Origin of the sequence: Nonomuraea sediminis (assembly GCF_018531495.1) — a bacterium.
Taxonomy (GTDB): domain Bacteria; phylum Actinomycetota; class Actinomycetes; order Streptosporangiales; family Streptosporangiaceae; genus Nonomuraea; species Nonomuraea sediminis.
In genome coordinates this window covers 385,756-404,106 of the sequence record NZ_JAHDTI010000011.1, presented here as the reverse complement: position 1 = coordinate 404,106, position 18,351 = coordinate 385,756, and the positions used below count along the sequence as shown (strand labels likewise).

General features: G+C 71.0%; 19 protein-coding genes. 11 read left to right on the top strand and 8 right to left on the bottom strand.

What is annotated here, in order from left to right:
• The first annotated feature begins 75 nt into the window (after positions 1-75).
• Positions 76-1,362, top strand: a complete 1,287-nt coding sequence (locus KIK09_RS39445) for an FAD-dependent oxidoreductase (protein WP_214324584.1) — start codon at positions 76-78, stop codon at positions 1,360-1,362.
• Between the two features lie 38 nt (positions 1,363-1,400).
• The gene (locus KIK09_RS39440) at positions 1,401-2,999 is read left to right on the top strand and encodes an AMP-binding protein (RefSeq protein WP_214324583.1); all 1,599 of its coding nucleotides are present in this window, start codon (positions 1,401-1,403) and stop codon (positions 2,997-2,999) included.
• Here the strand turns inward: KIK09_RS39440 and KIK09_RS39435 are convergent.
• The gene (locus tag KIK09_RS39435; protein ID WP_214324582.1) at positions 2,977-5,871 is read right to left on the bottom strand and encodes a WD40 repeat domain-containing protein; all 2,895 of its coding nucleotides are present in this window, start codon (positions 5,869-5,871) and stop codon (positions 2,977-2,979) included. The genes KIK09_RS39440 and KIK09_RS39435 overlap by 23 nt on opposite strands.
• Positions 5,872-5,974: 103 nt before the next feature.
• On the opposite strand from KIK09_RS39435, the gene KIK09_RS39430 reads away from it, so the two are divergent.
• Positions 5,975-7,363 (top strand): glycosyltransferase family 39 protein, encoded by a 1,389-nt coding sequence (locus tag KIK09_RS39430; protein WP_214324581.1) that lies wholly within the window; start codon positions 5,975-5,977, stop codon positions 7,361-7,363.
• A 53-nt stretch (positions 7,364-7,416) separates the two neighbouring features.
• The gene (locus KIK09_RS39425; protein WP_214324580.1) at positions 7,417-8,724 is read left to right on the top strand and encodes an ABC1 kinase family protein; all 1,308 of its coding nucleotides are present in this window, start codon (positions 7,417-7,419) and stop codon (positions 8,722-8,724) included.
• On the opposite strand, the gene KIK09_RS39420 is transcribed toward KIK09_RS39425, so the two are convergent.
• On the bottom strand, positions 8,721-9,245 hold the full coding sequence (locus KIK09_RS39420) for a DUF3841 domain-containing protein (RefSeq protein ID WP_214324579.1): 525 nt from the start codon (positions 9,243-9,245) through the stop codon (positions 8,721-8,723). The two genes, KIK09_RS39425 and KIK09_RS39420, sit on opposite strands and share 4 nt — an antisense overlap.
• A 6-nt stretch (positions 9,246-9,251) precedes the next feature.
• Entirely contained in the window at positions 9,252-10,325 is a 1,074-nt protein-coding gene (locus KIK09_RS39415) for an alpha/beta hydrolase family protein (RefSeq protein ID WP_214324578.1), read from the bottom strand.
• A gap of 85 nt (positions 10,326-10,410) precedes the next feature.
• Between KIK09_RS39415 and KIK09_RS39410 the strand changes: the two genes are divergently transcribed.
• Positions 10,411-11,037, top strand: a complete 627-nt coding sequence (locus KIK09_RS39410) for an endonuclease V (RefSeq protein WP_308164587.1) — start codon at positions 10,411-10,413, stop codon at positions 11,035-11,037.
• Between the two features lie 5 nt (positions 11,038-11,042).
• On the opposite strand, the gene KIK09_RS39405 is transcribed toward KIK09_RS39410, so the two are convergent.
• Positions 11,043-11,426, bottom strand: a complete 384-nt coding sequence (locus KIK09_RS39405) for a hypothetical protein (RefSeq protein WP_214324576.1) — start codon at positions 11,424-11,426, stop codon at positions 11,043-11,045.
• A gap of 85 nt (positions 11,427-11,511) precedes the next feature.
• Complete coding sequence (locus tag KIK09_RS39400; RefSeq protein WP_214324575.1) at positions 11,512-12,318, bottom strand: Cof-type HAD-IIB family hydrolase; 807 nt, start codon at positions 12,316-12,318, stop codon at positions 11,512-11,514.
• A gap of 91 nt (positions 12,319-12,409) precedes the next feature.
• Here KIK09_RS39400 and KIK09_RS39395 point away from each other — a divergent pair, with 91 nt between their 5' ends.
• Complete coding sequence (locus KIK09_RS39395; protein WP_250574456.1) at positions 12,410-12,700, top strand: hypothetical protein; 291 nt, start codon at positions 12,410-12,412, stop codon at positions 12,698-12,700.
• On the opposite strand, the gene KIK09_RS39390 is transcribed toward KIK09_RS39395, so the two are convergent.
• Positions 12,697-12,957, bottom strand: a complete 261-nt coding sequence (locus KIK09_RS39390; protein WP_214324573.1) for a DUF6968 family protein — start codon at positions 12,955-12,957, stop codon at positions 12,697-12,699. The genes KIK09_RS39395 and KIK09_RS39390 overlap by 4 nt on opposite strands.
• A 44-nt stretch (positions 12,958-13,001) precedes the next feature.
• On the opposite strand from KIK09_RS39390, the gene KIK09_RS60265 reads away from it, so the two are divergent.
• Together KIK09_RS60265 and pyrF are read left to right on the top strand one after the other, a co-directional pair.
• Entirely contained in the window at positions 13,002-13,622 is a 621-nt protein-coding gene (locus tag KIK09_RS60265) for a FadR/GntR family transcriptional regulator (protein WP_308164586.1), read from the top strand.
• A gap of 31 nt (positions 13,623-13,653) precedes the next feature.
• Positions 13,654-14,460 carry an orotidine-5'-phosphate decarboxylase gene (gene pyrF / locus KIK09_RS39380; RefSeq protein ID WP_214324571.1) on the top strand — a complete coding sequence of 269 codons (807 nt, stop codon included), beginning with the start codon at positions 13,654-13,656 and terminating at the stop codon, positions 14,458-14,460.
• Positions 14,461-14,921: 461 nt separating this feature from the next.
• Here the strand turns inward: pyrF and KIK09_RS39375 are convergent, their stop codons facing one another.
• Complete coding sequence (locus KIK09_RS39375; protein ID WP_214324570.1) at positions 14,922-15,398, bottom strand: hypothetical protein; 477 nt, start codon at positions 15,396-15,398, stop codon at positions 14,922-14,924.
• A complete protein-coding gene (locus KIK09_RS39370; protein WP_308164585.1) occupies positions 15,395-16,657 on the bottom strand; it encodes a helix-turn-helix domain-containing protein in 1,263 nt (420 codons plus the stop codon). The genes KIK09_RS39375 and KIK09_RS39370 overlap by 4 nt, the downstream gene beginning before the upstream one ends.
• A 462-nt stretch (positions 16,658-17,119) precedes the next feature.
• On the opposite strand from KIK09_RS39370, the gene KIK09_RS39365 reads away from it, so the two are divergent.
• The 3 genes from KIK09_RS39365 (at position 17,120) to KIK09_RS39355 (ending at position 18,256) form a co-directional block, all read left to right on the top strand.
• Positions 17,120-17,341: a hypothetical protein gene (locus tag KIK09_RS39365; protein ID WP_214324569.1), complete on the top strand. Its 222-nt coding sequence runs from the start codon at positions 17,120-17,122 to the stop codon at positions 17,339-17,341.
• Positions 17,341-17,604: a GNAT family N-acetyltransferase gene (locus tag KIK09_RS39360; protein ID WP_250574546.1), complete on the top strand. Its 264-nt coding sequence runs from the start codon at positions 17,341-17,343 to the stop codon at positions 17,602-17,604. The genes KIK09_RS39365 and KIK09_RS39360 overlap by 1 nt, the downstream gene beginning before the upstream one ends.
• A 217-nt stretch (positions 17,605-17,821) precedes the next feature.
• Positions 17,822-18,256 (top strand): hypothetical protein, encoded by a 435-nt coding sequence (locus KIK09_RS39355; protein WP_214324567.1) that lies wholly within the window; start codon positions 17,822-17,824, stop codon positions 18,254-18,256.
• Positions 18,257-18,351: the final 95 nt, after the last annotated feature.

Genomic DNA, 18,351 nt, shown 5'->3' with positions numbered 1-18,351 from the left:
TAGGGCGTGGCACGCCGGGAAACGCGGGCGGGTGTCACGGTGGACAACGCGGCGGCCCCGCCGTACCAAGGGAGGATGGAGGTCACGATCGTCGGTGCGGGTCTGGTCGGGTGCCTGCTGGCCTGCTTCCTGGCACGGCGCGGGCACTCCGTGACGCTGTACGAGCGGCGGCGAGATCCGCACGAGGCGGGCGCCGACCGGGGCAGGTCGATCAACCTGGCGATCTCCGAGCGGGGCATCGACGCGCTGCGCAGGCTCGGGCTCGAGCGGGAGGTGCTGGCCGCGGCGATCCCGATGCCGGGCCGGATGATGCACGCGGTGGACGGGACGCTGAGCTTCCAGCCCTACAGCGCCGACCGGCGGCACGCGATCAACTCCATCGGGCGGGCCGAGCTGAACCTGCGCCTGCTCGAGGCGGCGCAACTGCCCGGCGTGCGGATGCGTTTCGGGCAGCGGCTGACCGGGCTCGACGAGCGGACCGGGCGGCTGGAGTTCGCCTCGGGGCTGGTGGAGAAGGCGCAGGTGGTGATCGGCGCCGACGGCGCCTTCAGCGCGGTCAGGGCGCGGCTGCAGCAGCTGCCGGGGGTGGACTTCAGCCAGGACTACCTGGACTACGGCTACAAGGAGCTGACGATCCCGGCGCGCGGCGGCGAGTTCGCGATGGAGCCGGGGGCGCTGCACATCTGGCCGCGCGGCAGGTCCATGATGATCGCGCTGCCGAACCAGGACCGGTCGTTCACGTGCACGCTGTTCTGGCCGCACGAGGAGCTGGCCGCCTTCGACCCTGCGGCCTTCCGCGCGGGCTACCCCGACGCGTTCGAGCTGATGCCGGACCTGGAGGCCGACTACCGGCGCAACCCGGTCGGCCACCTGGTCACCATGCGCTGCTCGCCCTGGTACGCGACCGGCGAGACGATGACCATCGGGCTCATCGGCGACGCCGCGCACGCCATCGTGCCCTTCTACGGCCAGGGCGCCAACTGCGGCTTCGAGGACTGCGTCGAGCTCGACCGCTGCCTGGACGAGACGGGCGACGACTTCCCCCGCGCGCTGGCGCTGTTCCAGCGGCGCAAGGCCGACACCGACGTGATCGCCCGCCTGGCGCTGGACAACTTCGTGGAGATGCGCGACAAGGTGGGCTCCAGGGCGTTCCTGGCGCAGAAGCGGATCGAGCACGCGCTGGAGCGCGCCCTGCCCGGCCGCTACGTGTCGCAGTACGAGCTGGTGTCCTTCTCCACCACGCCCTACGCCGAGGTGGAGCGCCGCGTCGCACGCCGGCGCCGCGTCGCGGCCGGGACCGTGGCGGGCATGGCGGCCGGCGCGGGCCTGCTCGCCGCCTGGCTGGCGCGCCGCCGCCACTAGGTCTGGTGCGTACGGCGGGCCTGGCCGAGACTTGGTCCATGCTCGCGTACTCCAGCGCCACGGCCGAGACGCCCCTGCTCGGCGAGACCATCGGAGAGAACCTCGAACGAACCGTCGCCCGCTTCGGCGAGCGTGAGGCGCTGGTGGACGTGCCCACGGGCCGCCGCTGGACCTACGCCCAGCTCAACGCCGACGTCGACCGGCTGGCGCTCGGCCTGATGGGGCTGGGCGTGGCCAAGGGCGACCGGGTGGGCATCTGGGCGCCCAACTGCGCCGAGTGGGTGCTCGTCCAGTACGCCACCGCCAAGCTCGGCGCGGTCCTGGTCAACGTCAACCCGGCCTACCGCAGCCACGAGCTGGAGTACGTGGTCAAGCAGTCGGGCATGCGGCTGCTGATCAGCGCCACCTCGCACAAGGGCAGCGACTACCGTGCCATGGTCGGCGAGATCGGCTTCGCCGACGCGATCTTCCTGGGCGACCCGGCCTGGGAGGCGCTGCTGCGCGGCGGCGGCGACCCGGGGGCGCTGCGCGAGCGGATGGCGGGGCTGGCCTTCGACGACCCGATCAACATCCAGTACACCTCGGGCACCACCGGCTTCCCCAAGGGCGCGACGCTGTCGCACCACAACATCCTCAACAACGGTTTCTTCGTGGGCGAGCTCATCCACTACACCGAGGCCGACCGGGTCTGCCTGCCGGTGCCCTTCTATCACTGCTTCGGCATGGTGATGGGCAACCTGGGCGCCACCTCGCACGGGGCGTGCGTGGTCATCCCCTCCCCCGGCTTCGATCCGGCCGCGACGCTGCACGCCGTACAGCAGGAAAGGTGCACGTCGCTGTACGGCGTGCCGACGATGTTCATCGCCGAGCTGGCCATCTCCGGCGGCTATGACCTGTCGAGCCTGCGGACCGGGATCATGGCGGGGTCGCCGTGCCCGGTGGAGGTGATGAAGCGGGTCGTCGCCGAGATGAACATGCGCGAGGTCGCGATCTGCTACGGCATGACCGAGACCTCCCCGGTGTCGACCATGACCCGCTCCGACGACGGCCTGGCACGCAGGACCGAGACGGTCGGCCGGGTCATGCCGCACGTCGAGGTCAAGATCGTGCACCCGGAGACGAGGCTGACCGTGGCACGCGGCGAGCCGGGCGAGCTGTGCACGCGCGGCTACTCGGTCATGCTCGGCTACTGGGACGAACCCGGCAAGACGGCCGAGGCCATCGACGCGGCCCGCTGGATGCACACCGGCGACCTGGCCACCATGGACGACGACGGCTACGTCAACGTGGTCGGCCGGATCAAGGACATGGTCATCAGGGGCGGCGAGAACGTCTACCCGCGCGAGATCGAGGAGTTCCTCTACCGCCACCCGGACATCGCCGACGTGCAGGTCATCGGCGTGCCCGACGAGAAGTACGGCGAGGAGCTGATGGCGTGGCTGGTCATGCGGCAGGACGCCGAGCCGCTGACGGCCGAGGCGGTGCGGGAGTTCTGCGCGGGCAGGCTGGCCCACTACAAGATCCCCCGCTACGTGCACGTGGTGGACGGCTTCCCGATGACGGTCACCGGCAAGATCCGCAAGGTCGAGATGCGCGAGCAGGCGATGGTGCTGCTCAGCCCCGAAGGTGGAGCTTGAACCCGTAGAGCCCGGCGCCGCCCACGCCGAACAGGCGGGTGCCGCCGGGTGTCCACGCGCATTCGGTCAGGGACTGGTCCAGGTGGATCGAGGCGATGATCGCCTCCTCCTCCACGTCCCAGACGTGCACGAGGCCCCCGGCCGTAGCGGCGGCCAGCCACGAGCCGAACGGCCCTGCGGCCAGCCCGTTGAGGGCCCCGCCCGGCGCCTCGAATTCCGCCAGCTCGAGCCCTACGGGATCCCACAGCCGCACCACGCCGTCTGTGGCGCCCGTGGCCAGCCAGCGGCCGTCCGGCGCGACCGCCAGGGCGTCGGCGCCGGGCAGCGTCGACCGCAGTTCCCAGGTGGCGGTGTCCCACAGGCGTACCTGCTCCCGGCCGCCGCAGGCCACCCAGGAGCCGTCCGGGGCGATGGCCAGTTGCCTCCAGCCGTCGTCCGGGCATGACAGGCGGGCCACCTGCACGCCGTTGCCGCGCCAGATCACGACCGCGTCGTCGTTGCCCACGGTGGCGATCCAGTCGCCGTCGGGGGAGATCGCCACCGCGTGCGCGCGATGGTGGGCGGGGACCATGAGCGTCATCACGCCGCTCATGGTGACCACCCGCAGGTCGCCGTCGTAGCCGGTGGCCGCAAGCCATGTCTCGTCAGGGGAGATGGCGACGGAGTTGCACGCGGTGCCCTCCAGGAGTGTCCGGGGATCGCTGCCCTCGCCGTCCCACAGGGTCACCCCGTCCGGCCCTGCGGTGGCGATCAGATCTCCGCGCGACCCCACGGCGATCGACCACAGGGGGCGGCGGCGCAGGTGCTCGTCGGGCCTGGGCAGGCCGTCCTCGCGCGCCCACACCTTGATCACGCCGTCGTAGTCGGCGCCGGCCAGCCACGTCCCGTCGGGGCCGATCGCGACGTGCTGCACGTGGCCGGCGGCACGGGTGGAGGGCGGGCGGCCGTCGAGCGGCTGGACGACGAGGCCGCCGCGGCCAGGGCCCGCCACCCACGTGCCGTCAGGGGCGATGGTGATCGCCTCGTAGAGGTCGCCGGCGGGGATCGTCCCCGCGGGCGTGCCGTTCGGGCGCAGCATGCGCAGCGGCCCGTCCTCGTCCTTGATCACCAGCAGGTCGTGCCGCGGGTGGGCGGCGCTCCCGTCGACGCCCAGGCCGAGTGCGCCGCGCAGCGTCCCGCCCCAGGTGATGATCTGCACGCCGGACCCTTTGGGCCCGTTGACCGCCACCCACGCGCCGGCCGCGCCGATGCTCAGGTTCGCCGGATATCCGGTCTCCATCTCGGCCTGCCACAGGCGTTCGCCGTCCGGGCGCCAGGCGACGACGCCTTCGAGGGTGGCCGTGACCAGCCAGGCACCGTCGGGGGCCACGGCCACCTTCTGGATCAGGGAGGTCTCGTGGTCGATCCTGGCCATGGGCGTGCCGTCGAGCCCCCACACCACGGCCACGGACTCGGAGGCTGTCACCAGCCAGTCGCCGTCCGGCGCCACGGCCAAGGCGTCGACCCCGTCCTGGTGTGCCTGGAACTCGGTCCTGATGGTCCCGTCCAGGTTCCAGAGCGTGACCTTGCCCTCGGAGCCGCCCGTGACCAGCAGGCCGGGCCCCGCCGCCATGACCTCGACCCCGTCGGGCCCCGCGCGCCATGAGCGCCGCAGCGATTCTGCAGGCAGGTCAGGCGGCTCCCACAGGCACTCCAACCAGGCGTGGCCCGACTCCCGCAGCAGCTCGCGCAGTTCCCCCGCCACCGGCGAGACAGGATGCAGCCGCCCGGCCAGCGTGGCGACCAGCGTCTTCTGCGACCCTTCCCTGGCCTCCGCCAGCATCGCCGCGTTCTGTGCGAGGGTACGGCGCAGCCGGTTCGCCAGCGGCGTCCCTGCCAGCTCCAGGTCCCGTTCGAGGTAGGCGGTCGAATGGGTGCCGAGCTTGGTGACGATCCAGCCAGCGCCGCACACCAGGTCCGCCACGGGCCCGCCGATCCCCGCCATCAGCCTCGGCAGGTGGACGGCCAGGTAGGTGCGCTCGGCCTCGGTCAGCCACTCCCACGGATGCTCGACCAGGGCCTCCACCAGTGCCCGGCCCGCGCGCAGCGCGCCCTCCGCGCCGAGCGTCTCCGCCAGGTAGGCCATGACGGGCTCGGGCACCACCAGCACGTCGTCGTGGAAGGACGTCCGCAGCAAGCCCAGGGCGCGCAGGCCCGCCAGGGTCAGCTCCGCCTCGACCTCGGACAGGTCGGCGGTCCGCCGCCACAGCAGCTGGATCATCCGGGCGGGCACGTGCCCGTCGGCGGCGAACACGCCGAGCTCGAGCAGGCGCTCCACGCTGCCGGGTGTCCCGAGCCCGGCCAGTCCTTCCGCCAGGACCCTGCGCACGGCCGACGCGCGCTCCGCGGCGTCGCCCGGGTCGGCCAGGTGCGGCTGCGCCGTACCGAGGGCGGAGCTCAGCGTGGACAGCAGCGGCCAGCCCCGCTCGGGCAGCGGCATCCGGATGATCTCGGCGCCGCTCGGCAGGCCCGCCGCGGATCTGACCGTGAGCAACGTGCGCGCCATCGGCGCGAGTTCGAAGGCCGAGGGCCGCGTGGGGTGCCTGTGCAGGCCGTCGAACACGACGAGCACGTCGCCGGGCTCTTCGCCGGGGATGTCCTGGCCCACCGAGCGGATGAGGCCGTCGGAGCCGATCTCGTACCAGAACACGCCCCCGGAGAAGTGCTCCGCGACCCGCGGGTCCGCGCACATCGCCCTGGCCAGCGTCGTCGTGCCCGCGCACTCCAGCCCGTCGATCTCGGGGACCACGGCGACGACGTCGGCCCCGCCCCGGAGCAGCTCGGCCACCAGGTCGTCGAACTCCGGCCCGTACTGGATCGGCTCACCGTCCATGCGCCCTCCTTTCAGCCGTAGGACGATCGGCGCGTGATCCCGGTTCCTGGCGTGGACGCGCGGCGTTCAGCCGGCGTTCGCCGGGGTCCTGTAGAGGTGGCGGGTGTACTGGCGTGGGGTGCCGCCGCTGGCGGCTTTGGGGGTCGCGCTGACGGGGGTGGCCGTTCCTTCGTTCTGGCGGGACGAGTCGGTCAGCGCGGCGGCGGCGCGGATGCCGTGGGATCGGCTGTGGCGGCTGCTGGGGTCGATGGACGCGGTCCACGGGCTCTACTACCTGCTGTTACGGCCGCTGGTCGCGGCGTTCGGGGTGGGCGAGGTGGTGCTGCGCCTGCCGTCCGTGCTGGCCATGGCGGCCACCGCGTACGGCGTGTGCCGCATCGGCGAGCGCCTGGCGGCCCTCCGGCTCGGGATCGTGGCGGGGCTGGCGTACGCGCTGCTGCCGATCGTGAGCAGGTACGGGCAGGAGGCCCGCTCCTACGCGCTGGTCAGCGCGGTCGCGGTGCTGGCCACGTGGCTGCTGCTCGACCTGGTGGACGGCGGCGGGTGGCGGGTGTGCGCGGCCTACGGCGGGTCCCTGGCGTTGCTCGGCTGGCTGCACCTGTACGCGCTCCTGCTGGTGCCCGCCCACCTGGCGACCGTGCTCTGGCGGCCCTCGGACACCGTTCATCGCGATGCCGACCGTGCCGAACAGAGCCGCGGCTCGCGACCTGTGCGGCGGTGGGCGGTGGCCGTGGCGGGGGCGGTGGTGGCGGTGCTGCCGCTGGCCTGGGTGGCGGCGCACGAGCAGCGGCAGGTGGTCTGGCTGCGGACGCCCGGGGTGGTGCAGCTTGCCGGGTTCGCCTACCGGGTGGGCGGGAGCTGGGTGGGGGTGGTGTTCCTGGGCGGGCTCGGGCTGGCCGGGGTGGTGGTGGCGGCCAGGTCGGAGCGGGCGCTGCTGCGGGTGGCGTTGCCGTGGGCGGTGCTGCCCGTCGTGCTGTCGTTCGCGATCTCGCGGGTCCATCCCGTCTACAGCCCGCGGTACGTGCTGTTCTGCGTGCCGGGGTTCGCGCTGCTGCTCGGCTCGCTCGCGGTTCCCGTGAGGCGGTGGCGGTGGGCGGCGCCCGCCGTGCTGGTGGCGCTCGCCGTACTGGTGCTGCCCGCGCAGGTGGCGCTGCGGCGGCCTGACAGCAGGCCCGACAACCTGCGCGCGATGGCGGGCGCGCTCGCGGCGCGGGAGCGGCCGGGTGACGGGGTGCTGTTCGTGCCGCGGCCGTTCCGGATGTTCGTCGGGGTGTACGAGGCGCCGCTGCGGGTGCTGCGGGACATCACCTACGCGCCGGGGCCGTTCCTGCGGCAGGCCGATCGGCTGCGGCGGATCTGGATGATCTCCCCGCCGCACCGTCACTGGGCCAACGACCGGCGCTGCCAGGCGCTGCTGCACGATCCGCTGTTCCGCGTCGCCACCAGCGAGACGATCGGGCGGATCAGGCTCACGCTGTTCACCCACACATGAAGTGTGGCGACTGTCACGTTGCCTTATTGGCATTCAGTCTAAAAAATCGCGTCATGGCCGATCTTCCCCAGTCCGCGGTCGCACGGACCGCCAAGCTCGCCGCCCTGCCTCTCGGATACGCCGGCCGTACCGCCCTCGGGCTGGGCAAGCGCGCCTTGGGCAGGCCCGCGGAGCTCATCGCGACAGAGGTGCAGGCCCGCACCGCCGAGCAGATCTTCAAGGTGCTCGGCGAGCTCAAGGGCGGCGCCATGAAGATCGGGCAGCTGCTGTCGGTGCTGGAGTCGGCGCTGCCGCCCGCGGTGATCGGCCCCTACCGGGCGGCGCTGACCAAGCTGCAGGACTCGGCGCCGCCGATGCCCGCCACGACCGTCCACCGGGTGCTGGCCGAGGACTTCGGCCAGGGCTGGCGCGAGCACTTCGCCTCCTTCGACGACGAGCCCGCCGCCTCCGCCTCGATCGGGCAGGTGCACAGGGCCGTGTGGGCCGACGGGCGGGCGGTCGCGGTCAAGGTGCAGTACCCGGGCGCGGCCAAGGCGCTGACCAGCGACCTCAAGCAGCTCGGGCGGATCGTCAAGCTGTTCGGCGTGGTGCTGCCCGGCCTGGACGTGCGCTCGTTCGTGCAGGAGCTGCAGGACCGGGTGGTGGAGGAGCTGGACTACGGCTGGGAGGCGCAGGCCTGGCACGCCTTCGCCACCGAGTACAACGGCGATCCCGACATCGCGATCCCGCCGGTGGTGGCGGCCTCCGAGCACGTGATCGTGACCGAATGGCTGGAGGGCACGCCGCTGTCACGGGTGATCACGGACGGGCCGCAGGAGCTGCGCGACCGGGCGGCGCTCCTGCTGGTGCGCTTCTATTTCTCGGGGCCGACCAGGGCGCGGCTGCTGCACGCCGACCCGCACCCGGGCAACTTCCGGATGACCGCCGACGGGCGGCTCGGGGTGCTGGACTTCGGTGCGGTCAAGCAGTATCCCGACGGTCACCCGCCGGCGGTCGGGCCCATGCTGCGGTACGGCGCGGCCGGCGACATCGAGCAGGTGGCGGAGGTCTTCCGCCAGGAAGGCGTGATCAGGGAGGGCGTCCCGGTGGACCTGGACGCGCTGGCCTCCTTCGTCCGGCCGTACGCCGAGCCGATCTCGGTGCCGGAGTTCACGTTCACCCGCGACTGGATGCGGGAGCGCGGGCTGTACATGTTCGGCGACGGCACCAGCATCTTCCGCTCGCTCAACGTGCCGCCGGACTACGTGATGAGCTTCCGCGTCCTGACCGCCGGGTACGGCCTGCTCAGCCAGCTCCAGGCCACCGCCCCCTTCCGTGCCGAGGCCAGCCGCTGGATCCCCGGCTTCACCGGCGAGGACTAGTTGGTCGCGGGTTCCTCGGGCTCGTCCGACAACGGTTCCAGGGGGCGGACGCCCAGCACCCACGTGCCTGCGATGCGCGGGAGACAGGCCTGGACCCGCCAGGAGATCGATGCGCCGAACTCCTCCGGGTCGATGGACCAGTCCATGGCCGGCGAGCTCTTTCTCGTGAACATGATCGCTTCCATGAAGTCGTTCCAGCGGCCGTACGAGCTGAGAAGGACGAACTCGTCGGGCACGTCCAGGTCCAGGACGGCATAGAGCTCGTACTCCTGCGGACTCTGCGGGTTGAGGAGCAGCTCGGCCGTCAACGCCACGCGATCGTCGCGGGTGTCCGGCCCGTGCCACGCCCACAGCGGCGGCCGTCCCGCGCAGTCGAGGCCGCGCCGGGCCATCTCCGCCACCATTTCCCGGTAGGCGGGACTGAACGAGGGGCTCATCACCCTGGTCCAGTCTCCGGCCAGTTCACCGGTGTCCTCCAGCGACTTGAGCACCGCTCGATGCTGGACCGTCCACAGACGCATCGGGTTCTAGTGGCGCTGCAGGGCCTCGGCGATCGCCAGCGCGGTGGTGCGCCAGATCGGCGTGGTGGGGGTGATGACGGCGAAGTGGTCGCCCGACATCTCCAGGTAGGTGAGGTCGTCGCCGGCGTCGCGGGCCGCGCGGGCGTAGCGGCGGCTGAAGTCCACCAGGTCCACGTCGTCGCCTGAGCCCTGGACCACGAGCTGGCGTACCTTGAGCGGCAGCCGGAGCAGCGGGCTGGCCTCGCCGTACAGCCTGGCGTCGCCGTCGTGGGTGCCGCCGAGCGCGGCCGCCACCGCGCCCGAGCTCATCCAGCGGCGGTCGGCCTCCACCAGGTCGAGCACGCCGGCCAGGGAGACGGCCAGCGCGACGCGGGCGCCGTCGGCCGCGGCCCTGAGCGCGAGCTGCCCCCCGGCCGAGTGGCCGACCACGCCCACGCGGTCGAGGTCGAGGGCGCCGTCGCCCGACTTGGACAGGGCCGCGAGTCCCGCGGACACGTCTTCGGTGGTGGCGGGCCAGCCGTGCAGGTCGGGGCGGCGGTACTCCAGGTTCCACACCGCGAAGCCGCGCTCGACGAGGTCGACGGCCAGCGCGTCCATGAGGTCGGCGGCCCAGATGGCCCGCCAGTAGCCGCCGTGCACCAGCGCGACCACGGGGTGCGGCCCGGGTCCCGCCGGAAGGCGCAGCTCGCCCCACTGGTCCGGGTGCGCGCCGTACGCGAGGCGTTCCGCGGGATGCCGGTGCCGGTACACGGCGTGCCTGATCGCCCAGGTGAGCCCGCCGATGCCGCGCCCGTGCAGGTGGGCGGCGCCCTCCCCTGCCTTCACCCCGTCGCGGCGGTCGAGGTCGAGCCACACGACCTGCCCGAGCGGCTCCTCGATCAGCCCACTGGCCTCGGGCCCGGGGATCACCACCGCGAGCCCGTCCTCGGCGGCGCAGCGTTGCCTGATCTCGGCGGAGTCCTTGGCGTGCACGAGCGATCCGCGGACCCCGCAGGCCGCGAACTCGCGCTCGGCGACCTCCCTGAGCAGCACCTCGTCGGCCACGACACTGGGACCAACGATCACCCGCACGTCCGTCATGTCCCCGACAGTACTCCCAAGACCCTCTATTTCCCCCAGCGCCCGAAATTTCTTGATCCAATTGTGTGACGGCTACGGTGGAGGGGTGATCTCGGTCGAGGAGGCGGAACGCGTCCAGGAGGAGCTGCGGGCACGGGTCGAGCTGGACGGGCCCGCGAGCTTCGCGCTGGTCGCCGGGCTTGACGTGCACTATCACGGGGACGCGCTCGAGGCGGCCGCGGTCGTGTTCGACGCCGAGGGGCGGCGGGTCGACCAGCGGGTGGTGCACGGCAGGCCCGAGTTCCCGTACGTGCCGGGGCTGTTCGCCTTCCGCGAGGTTCCCGCGCTGTTGAAGGCGCTCGAGGGACTGTCGGTCACGCCCGACCTGCTGGTGTGCGACGGGTACGGCCTGGCCCATCCGCGGCGGTTCGGGCTGGCGTGCCATCTGGGCGTGGTGACCGGGCTGCCGGCGCTCGGCGTGGGCAAGACCCACTTCGTCGGCGAGTACCGTGATCCGGAGCAGTCGCGCGGGTCATGGACGCCGATCGTGATGGACGGCGAGGTGGTCGGCCGCGCCCTGCGCACCCAGGACGGGGTCAAGCCGGTGTTCGTCTCCCAGGGCCACCGGATCAGCCTCGACACGGCCTGCGACCAGGTGCTGCGCCTGTCTCCGTACTACCGGCTCCCCGACCCCATCCGCGCCGCCGACCACCTCGCCCGCCACGGCGAGTAGCCGCGTCAGCTCGTGCGGCGCGGCGAGTAGGACCAGACCAGCAGCCAGACGCTCAGCCCGAAGATCGCCATGCCGAGCGGCACGTGCACCAGCACGACGCCCGACCCGCCCAACGCCGACTGCACGAACCCGGCCAGCAGCACCACGAGTGCGGCCAGTGCCGGCCAGCCGGGCCCGCGTCCCGGGCGCCACAGCAGCACGGCCGTGACGAGCTGGATCAGCCCGAGCACGTGGACGGCCAGCGCGCCGGTGCCGTGCAGGCCCGAGCCGCCGCCGCTGAGCAGCATGCCGGCGCTCACCGCCTGCACCAGGACGGCCAGCGTGTTGAGCACGGTGACGGCCTTGAACGCGGTCAGGTACCCGCTCCCCTTGGCGACCTGGGTAACCACTGGATTCTCCTTCGCTCGCGTAGGAACCCAGGATCTTGCGGGCCGGGGGAACGGGCATCCGCCGCCGGTCGCGATCCGATCTACCTCAGCTGGAGTACAGCCGTTCCAGCACCACGGCCACGCCGTCCTCGTCGTTGCTGAGCGTCCGGTTCGGCACGGACTCCAGCACGAGCGGGTGCGCGTTGGCCATGCCGTACGGCAGGCCCGCGTAGGCCAGGACGGCCAGGTCGTTGGGCATGTCGCCGAAGGCCACCACGTCCTGGGGCGTCAGGCCGCGCTCGGCGCACAGCCGGGCCAGCGTGCCCGCCTTGGTGACGCCGGCGGCGCTGATCTCCAGCAGGCCCGTGCCGCCGGAGTGGGTGATCTCGGCCTGGCCGTCGACCGCGGCCCGCGCCACCGCGAGCATGTCGTCGGCGGAGTGCCCGCGCGACCAGGCCATCAGCTTGACGATCGGCTCGCCGCTGTCCCACAGGCTGTCCAGGTCGGGCAGGTCGCGGCGGTACTCCTGGTCGAAGAGCAGGATCCGGTCGTAGGCGGGTTCGGCCAGGACGTTCCAGCCGGTCTCCACGGCGAAGCCGACTCCGGGCAGGGCCTCGCTCAGCAGCGTGGCCACCTTCGCGGCGACGGCCGGGTCGAGGGTGTAGGACGTGACGATCTCGCGGGCGGCCGCGTCGTAGACGACGGCGCCGTTGCTGCAGACCGCGATCTCGTCCTCGCCGGACTGCGGGGTGATGCGGTCCACGCCGCGCGGCGGTCTCGCGGTGACGAACACGATCTCCGCCCCGGCGGCGCGGGCGAGGTCGAGCGCGCGGCGGGTGCGCGGGGTGATCGATCCGGTCGAGTCGAGGAGGGTTCCGTCCAGGTCCGTGGCCACGAGGCGGGGAGAAGTCACTGCCCTATTATCCAGTTTCGTGACTACGCCTCCCCGTCCGGATGATCGTGTCCCCTCTGTCCTTCGTTTCGCCACTGAGCTGGTGGCTTGGGTGGCCACGCCGTGGGCGCTCTGGGCGGTCTCGGTGCCGCTGGCCGTACTGTCGGTGATCGTGTTGATCGGGCTGCCGACCCTGCTGTCGACGCCGGGAGACAAGAGCAACGTGATCGTCGCCGTGCCCGGGTGGGTGACGATCGGGCTGGTGCTGCTGCAGCTGGTCGCCGCCGTGTGGGCGGCGTGGGTCGCCTGGCATCCGGTCGTCGCGGTGGTGGTGACGGGGATGGCGCTGGCCACGCTGGTCACCGAGCGTGCCCGCTGGAAGTGGCTGCTCGCGCTGGGTTAGTCCAGGATCAGCAGGCCCTCCCTGGCCTCGTGCGAGCCTTCGAGGGCCGCCCGCACCACGTCGAGCACCAGTTCCAGCGTCTGCAGCGAGTCGGCGCCGGTGACCTTGCGCTCGTGCTCCCAGCCGTCGAGCCCGTCGATGCGGTACGGGCACGACCAGTCGCCGTTCGCCTCCTCGAACGGCAGGCCGATCGTCACGGTCACCTCGGAGGGAGGGTCGGTACGCAGCGGCAGCGTGCGCTGCGCGATTTCGTACATGTGTGGTGATCTACCCACCGGGCGTGCGCTGCAAGACTGGAGGCGTGTCGGTGACAGATCAGACGATCCAGCAGCTCAAACGGTCGATCGTGACGGGCGAGTTCGAGCCGGGGCAGCGCCTGCCGACCGAGCGCGAGCTGGCGGTCAGGCTCGGCGTGTCCCGCAACACGCTGCGCGAGGCGATCAGGGCGCTCACGCTCGGCGGGATCCTGGAGGCGCGCCAGGGTTCCGGCACCTACGTCAGCAGCCTGTCGCCCGGTCGGCTGCTCGACTCGTTCTCGCTGCTGATCGAGGCGTCAGGGGATGCCACGGTCCTGGACCTGCTGGCCGTACGCAGGGTGCTCGAGGCGGAGGCGGCGGCCCTGGCGGCGGCGCGGATCACGGACGCGCAGCTGGCCGAGCTGTCCGGCTGCCTCGCGGACATCCGCTTCCACGAGACGGTCGCCGCCGTGGCGGGCAACCCCGTGCTCGAGGCCCTGATCCAGTCGCTGGGCGGCCGCGCCTTGCGCGAGCGCGTACGGCGCAGCCATCCTGGCGGGGACGCCGGCGGCCATGACGCGATCTACGCGGCGATCAGGGATCGGGACCCCGCGCGGGCGGCCGCCGCGATGGCGACCCATATCGGGACGGTCGAATCCTTCCTCCGTACGGCTCGCGCGGACTAGTCTGCCTACGTTTTCACGAGGGGGCACAGTGATGAATGAGTCGTTCGGGACAAGACTGCGGGCCAGGCTGGACAAGTTCGGCCCGCTGTGCGTGGGCATCGATCCGAGCCCCGACCTGCTGGCGGCCTGGGGGCTTGACGACTCCCCCGCGGGGCTCGAGCGCTTCAGCCGCACCGTGGTCGACGCCGTCGGCGACCTGGCGGCGGTGGTCAAGCCGCAGTCGGCCTTCTTCGAACGCTGGGGCAGCCGCGGCATCGCCGTGCTCGAGCAGGTCCTCATCGACCTGCGCGAAGCGGGCGCGCTGGTGCTGCTCGACGTCAAGCGCGGCGACATCGACACGACCATGGCCGCCTACGCCGAGGCCTACCTCGACCAGGGCAGCCCGCTCGCCGCCGACGCCATCACGGTCAGCCCGTATCTGGGGTTCGGGTCGCTGACGGGAACGATCACCTCCGCCCTGGCCAACGACGCCGCGATCTTCGTGCTGGCCCGCACCTCCAACCCCGAGGCCGCCTCCCTGCAGCCCCTGGTCGCCGACCAGATCGTCGCCGGCGCCACCGCCGTCAACGCGGGCCACGCGCCCTTCGGCCCCGTCGGCCTGGTCATCGGCGCCACCCTGCCGTCGCTCGACCTCGACCTCACGAACCTCAACGGCCCCATCCTCGCCCCCGGCCTGGGCGCCCAGGGCGCCACCCCCGCCGACGTGGGCCGCCTCTTCGCCCAGGTACGGCACGCCGTCATCCCCTCGATCTCCCGCGCCGCCCTCGCGGACCCCGCCAAGATCCGCACCACCACCATGCACTACCGCGACGACTGCCTCACCCACCTCACCCCCTGAAGGCAAGGTCCTCGCTTCCGGAAGCGCTTCGCGCCTTGGCAGCCACGGACTGTCCTCAGTGGGGGGCCGAGCCCCCCACGACCCCTGGCAGGGGCGCGCCCCTGCACCCGCGCCGCCCCTTCGGGGCCGTTCTTCCCAGGGGGCTCCGCCCCCTTCGACCCCCACAAAGGGCCCTCGCTGACGCGAGGACTGTGTTTCTTGAATGCCCGCCCCAAACCCACCTGCCCACCACCCGCCCGACGCCCACCCAGAGGCGGAATCGCCCTCCGGGATCACGCCAGAAGCGGGCTCCGCCACGCCGCTCTCGCCCAACCCATCGCCCCGCCCAATGCGAGACCGCCGCTCCGGGGACGCACCGCAGCCGCGCAGATCGCCCTCGCGAAGGCCCGCAATGTGAGAGCGGGAACCGACGTCGATGGGTTGTGGCGAACGCTCTCAACAGGCCCGATCCGAGCCATGGCCTAATCCCTCAATGCGCCCTCGGGCCAGATCACCCGGACGGGTACACCGCGTTTCCGCGCCTCGGTCACCACGTCAGCGGTTCCGCCGTACCCCCGAGCAGGCTGGCCGTCCCAAACGGCGAACAACTCGTCGGCGTCGTCGAGCATGCGACTACTGGCCTGCATGTGCGATTCGGAAGTGGATTCGACGAAGTCCAGTCGGTACACCTGGCTCGCTCGGCGCAACAGTTCGTCGTACGCCGTGTGGAACTCACTCGGCAGGCCATCCCGGTACTGCTGCGCGGGGATCATAACCTCCAGTTCCCCGCCCAGATCGAGTACGGCACGCGCGAAGATCTGGTCAGCGCCATCAGCCAGACAGGACAGCCCGGTGAGGCCGGACGAGTGTCGGGCCAGCGCCTCTCGAATCGCAGCATCGATCAACGCGACTGTGTTGGGTCGCAGGCCGCGATGACCGGAGACAGCGATGCGAATCATGATCCCCCTAGAAGAGTGCTCTGTAGACGCTCGTCGAACGAACGGATTGTGGCGGTTACCGGACCTCCATAGCTTCTGCGGAACCGCTTGACGTGGTGCAGGACCCGCTCCGAGCCGTAGGTCGCCCCCACGGTGAGGGCGTTGGACGCGAGGTGGAACGCCTCGTCGTAGTGTCCGGACATGGCCTTGGCGGTAGCAATCTCGGTCATGAGCACGCCGCGCTGCTTGGCGGCGGGCTGGGCTGACGACAACGCCTCGCTGAACGCGGTGACAGCATCCCTGGGATGGCCGAGCCGTACCATGACCAGGGCTCGGTAACCCGCCAGTTTGGCGTCATCGAACGGGAACACCCAGGGCCACGGTGGGGCAACTGATCGCTCGCTTGCTCTAACCGCTGACCACGCCAGTTCCAGGGCTGCAAGTGCCGCAGGCTCGTTGAGCTCCGCAGCATGGCCAAGGGCTTCGATACTCGACAGCCATGCACGGGCGGTAGGCGGAGGTTGCTCACCGATCTCTCGCCGCGCGCGAGTGATCAGTCTGAGAGCCAGCATCGGGTCGTCTGCGTCGATCTCGAAGGCAGCCAGGCTGCCGAGCATGTAGGCGGCGAGCAGTGCATTCTCCGCCTGGCGGGCGCTGTCGATCGCCCGACGGTAGTAGAGGCGAGCTGTGCCGGTGTCCTGCATGTCGGCGTGCACCCAGGCGGCGAAGCCTGCGGCCTCGCTCAGGCCTGCCCTGATGTCTCCTGCGAAGGGCGAGCGGGAGGCACGGCCAAGGATGCGGTTGGCGAGATCGACATGGGCCACGGCGCCTCGGGCCAGCTCACGGGCCGGCGTGGTGGCTTCCAGGCGGCGCTGAGCGCCTGTGATGCTGGTCAAGGTCGATGCTGTGGTCTCGTCCACATCCGGACGCTTGGGAAGGGCCACACCTGCAAGCGCCGTCAGCGCCACGACCTTGCCGAAATCTCTGCGCTTCGTCGGATCGTCATCCCCTCGGACACCGAACCGGAGTAGGTGAAGCGGAATTCCGATCCGGATGGATATCTCCCGAACCTGGTCCACGGTGAGCGGCTGGCGGCCACGAAGCACCTTGGACACCCAGCTCTGGGAGTAGCCAACCGCCTCGGCTAACTGAGCTTGCGTCCATCCGTTCGCCTGCCGTACTTCCGCAAGGACGGTCGGGAGATCACATGCGGCAAGCGCGGCGGCCACGGCGGGCGCCGACCAGAACTGAGGCGGTAGAGAGCCTTGTGTCTGGGTCACAACGCTAGGTTAGGTCGCCAACTCGGAGCGCACTGATATTCGTGACGAGAATATCCACAGCACCCTCAGCGCTAGGCCGTTAACCTGCGGATACGCACCAGGCAATGATCGCCCCATGAGCGCACTCCATCACCAGGCGCCGACAAACTCGCTTTCCGGGGCCGACAGCTCCGCCCTATGTGACGCTGAACGACTGGCCGCTGCCCTCGCATTGCAGGGGATCGCCACCGACGTTCACGACGGCTACGGCCTTGCCCTGGTGTCAGTCTGGGTGGACCTGGTGGTGTGGTGCAACCACGAGCGCTACTGGTGGCGCGTGGGGTGGGACGAGGCTCGCAAACGGGTGGTCTACGCCTGGCACCCGGCAACCGATCCGCTGCGGGCCGCTAACCGCATAGCACGCCGGTACGCCGAACTCCAGCGGAAGCACTCAGTGCCCTGCCCAGGAACGGCAGTGCCCCAATGACGGTGACCCTGGCCGCGCTGCAGGCGGCGTACGGCCACCGCTGGGAGCTCATTCTTGCTAACGGGCGATGGTACGGCGTGCGGTTCTGCTGGCAACACTGCCAGGACCCGTTGCACGGCTCGCGCCACATCCTGCTCGCCAACGGGCTCGAAGCCCTCGAAAAGCGCCTGGCGGCAGTCGAGCTCGGAGCGCAAGGCCTCGTAGACGGGGCTCGGTGATGACGTACCTGAATGTGATCCCGAACCTCACTCGATCCGCCTCCTCGTATGCGGTCATCGAGAATGTCGTCGTTGAGGAGACCTTGCGGGGAACAGGGCTCGGTAGGCAGATCATGGCCGGCACGCTCCGGGCGGCTTGGAAAGCGGGCTGCTACAAGGCGATGCTGCAAACGGGATCCAGCAAGCCTGCTACCCACGCGTTCTACAGAGCGTGCGGCTTCTCCTCCGACTCCAAGACGGCGTACCTCGCTCGCCCGACCTGACCTGAGCCGGGGTCATACCCGTGAAGGGACACTACGCGCGACCGAGCACCGATCAGGTCCGCTGCCTGGATCTCGACTCATCCCTCCACGATGGCCTGGCCGATGTCGATGGCGCTCATGCACGGGAGAGCGGGGAACCCGTCTGGACAAGAACTCAACATCTTCTCAACACGACCTGCCGCATGATCCCCGCACAGCTTCCAAACAGGGAGGGAACATGCGAAAGGTCATCAAGGGACTCGTGGTCGTGGGCGGGTTAGCGACACTGCTCGCGATGCCGGTGGAGGCGAGCGCGTCGACCGCCGCCGGTCCCGTCAACTTCAGCTGCGGCCCCAAGATCAACTCGGGCATCACGAACAACGAGACGCAGGTCGGCTACGCCGAGACCGGCGGAGGGTTCGTGAACGTCTGGAAGTCGAAGGACCGTCCCTACCGGGGGCGGAACATCTACTTCGCGACGGGACGCCTCCACCGCGGCGAGAAGATCTCCCTGGACTGGTCGGACGACGGCGGGCGGAGCTACCACGCCTGCCACGCCAGTGGCTCCCACGCCACGACCTACGCGATCGACCAGACGGGGAACCGCGCCTTCAGGGGCTGCGTGTACTCCAACAAGCGGTGGAAGTGCACGGATTGGAAGATCTACAACTAGTACCAGCGACGCGGGGTGCCGGTCTCCGGCTGAGATCACACCGGTCGTCCCGGTCCAGGACAACGGCGAGGACGTGCTGCTGCCGGGCGCGGCAC

What these genes read in the sequence shown, in the direction of transcription:
- KIK09_RS39445 (WP_214324584.1), top strand. Translation starts at nt 76, where the DNA reads ATGGAGGTCACGATCGTCGGTGCGGGTCTGGTCGGGTGCCTGCTGGCC.
- KIK09_RS39440 (WP_214324583.1), top strand. Translation starts at nt 1,401, where the DNA reads ATGCTCGCGTACTCCAGCGCCACGGCCGAGACGCCCCTGCTCGGCGAG.
- KIK09_RS39435 (WP_214324582.1), bottom strand. Translation starts at nt 5,871, where the DNA reads ATGGACGGTGAGCCGATCCAGTACGGGCCGGAGTTCGACGACCTGGTG.
- KIK09_RS39425 (WP_214324580.1), top strand. Translation starts at nt 7,417, where the DNA reads ATGGCCGATCTTCCCCAGTCCGCGGTCGCACGGACCGCCAAGCTCGCC.
- KIK09_RS39420 (WP_214324579.1), bottom strand. Translation starts at nt 9,245, where the DNA reads ATGCGTCTGTGGACGGTCCAGCATCGAGCGGTGCTCAAGTCGCTGGAG.
- KIK09_RS39415 (WP_214324578.1), bottom strand. Translation starts at nt 10,325, where the DNA reads ATGACGGACGTGCGGGTGATCGTTGGTCCCAGTGTCGTGGCCGACGAG.
- KIK09_RS39390 (WP_214324573.1), bottom strand. Translation starts at nt 12,957, where the DNA reads ATGTACGAAATCGCGCAGCGCACGCTGCCGCTGCGTACCGACCCTCCC.
- pyrF (WP_214324571.1), top strand. Translation starts at nt 13,654, where the DNA reads ATGAATGAGTCGTTCGGGACAAGACTGCGGGCCAGGCTGGACAAGTTC.
- KIK09_RS39375 (WP_214324570.1), bottom strand. Translation starts at nt 15,398, where the DNA reads ATGATTCGCATCGCTGTCTCCGGTCATCGCGGCCTGCGACCCAACACA.
- KIK09_RS39365 (WP_214324569.1), top strand. Translation starts at nt 17,120, where the DNA reads ATGACGGTGACCCTGGCCGCGCTGCAGGCGGCGTACGGCCACCGCTGG.
- KIK09_RS39360 (WP_250574546.1), top strand. Translation starts at nt 17,341, where the DNA reads ATGACGTACCTGAATGTGATCCCGAACCTCACTCGATCCGCCTCCTCG.
- KIK09_RS39355 (WP_214324567.1), top strand. Translation starts at nt 17,822, where the DNA reads ATGCGAAAGGTCATCAAGGGACTCGTGGTCGTGGGCGGGTTAGCGACA.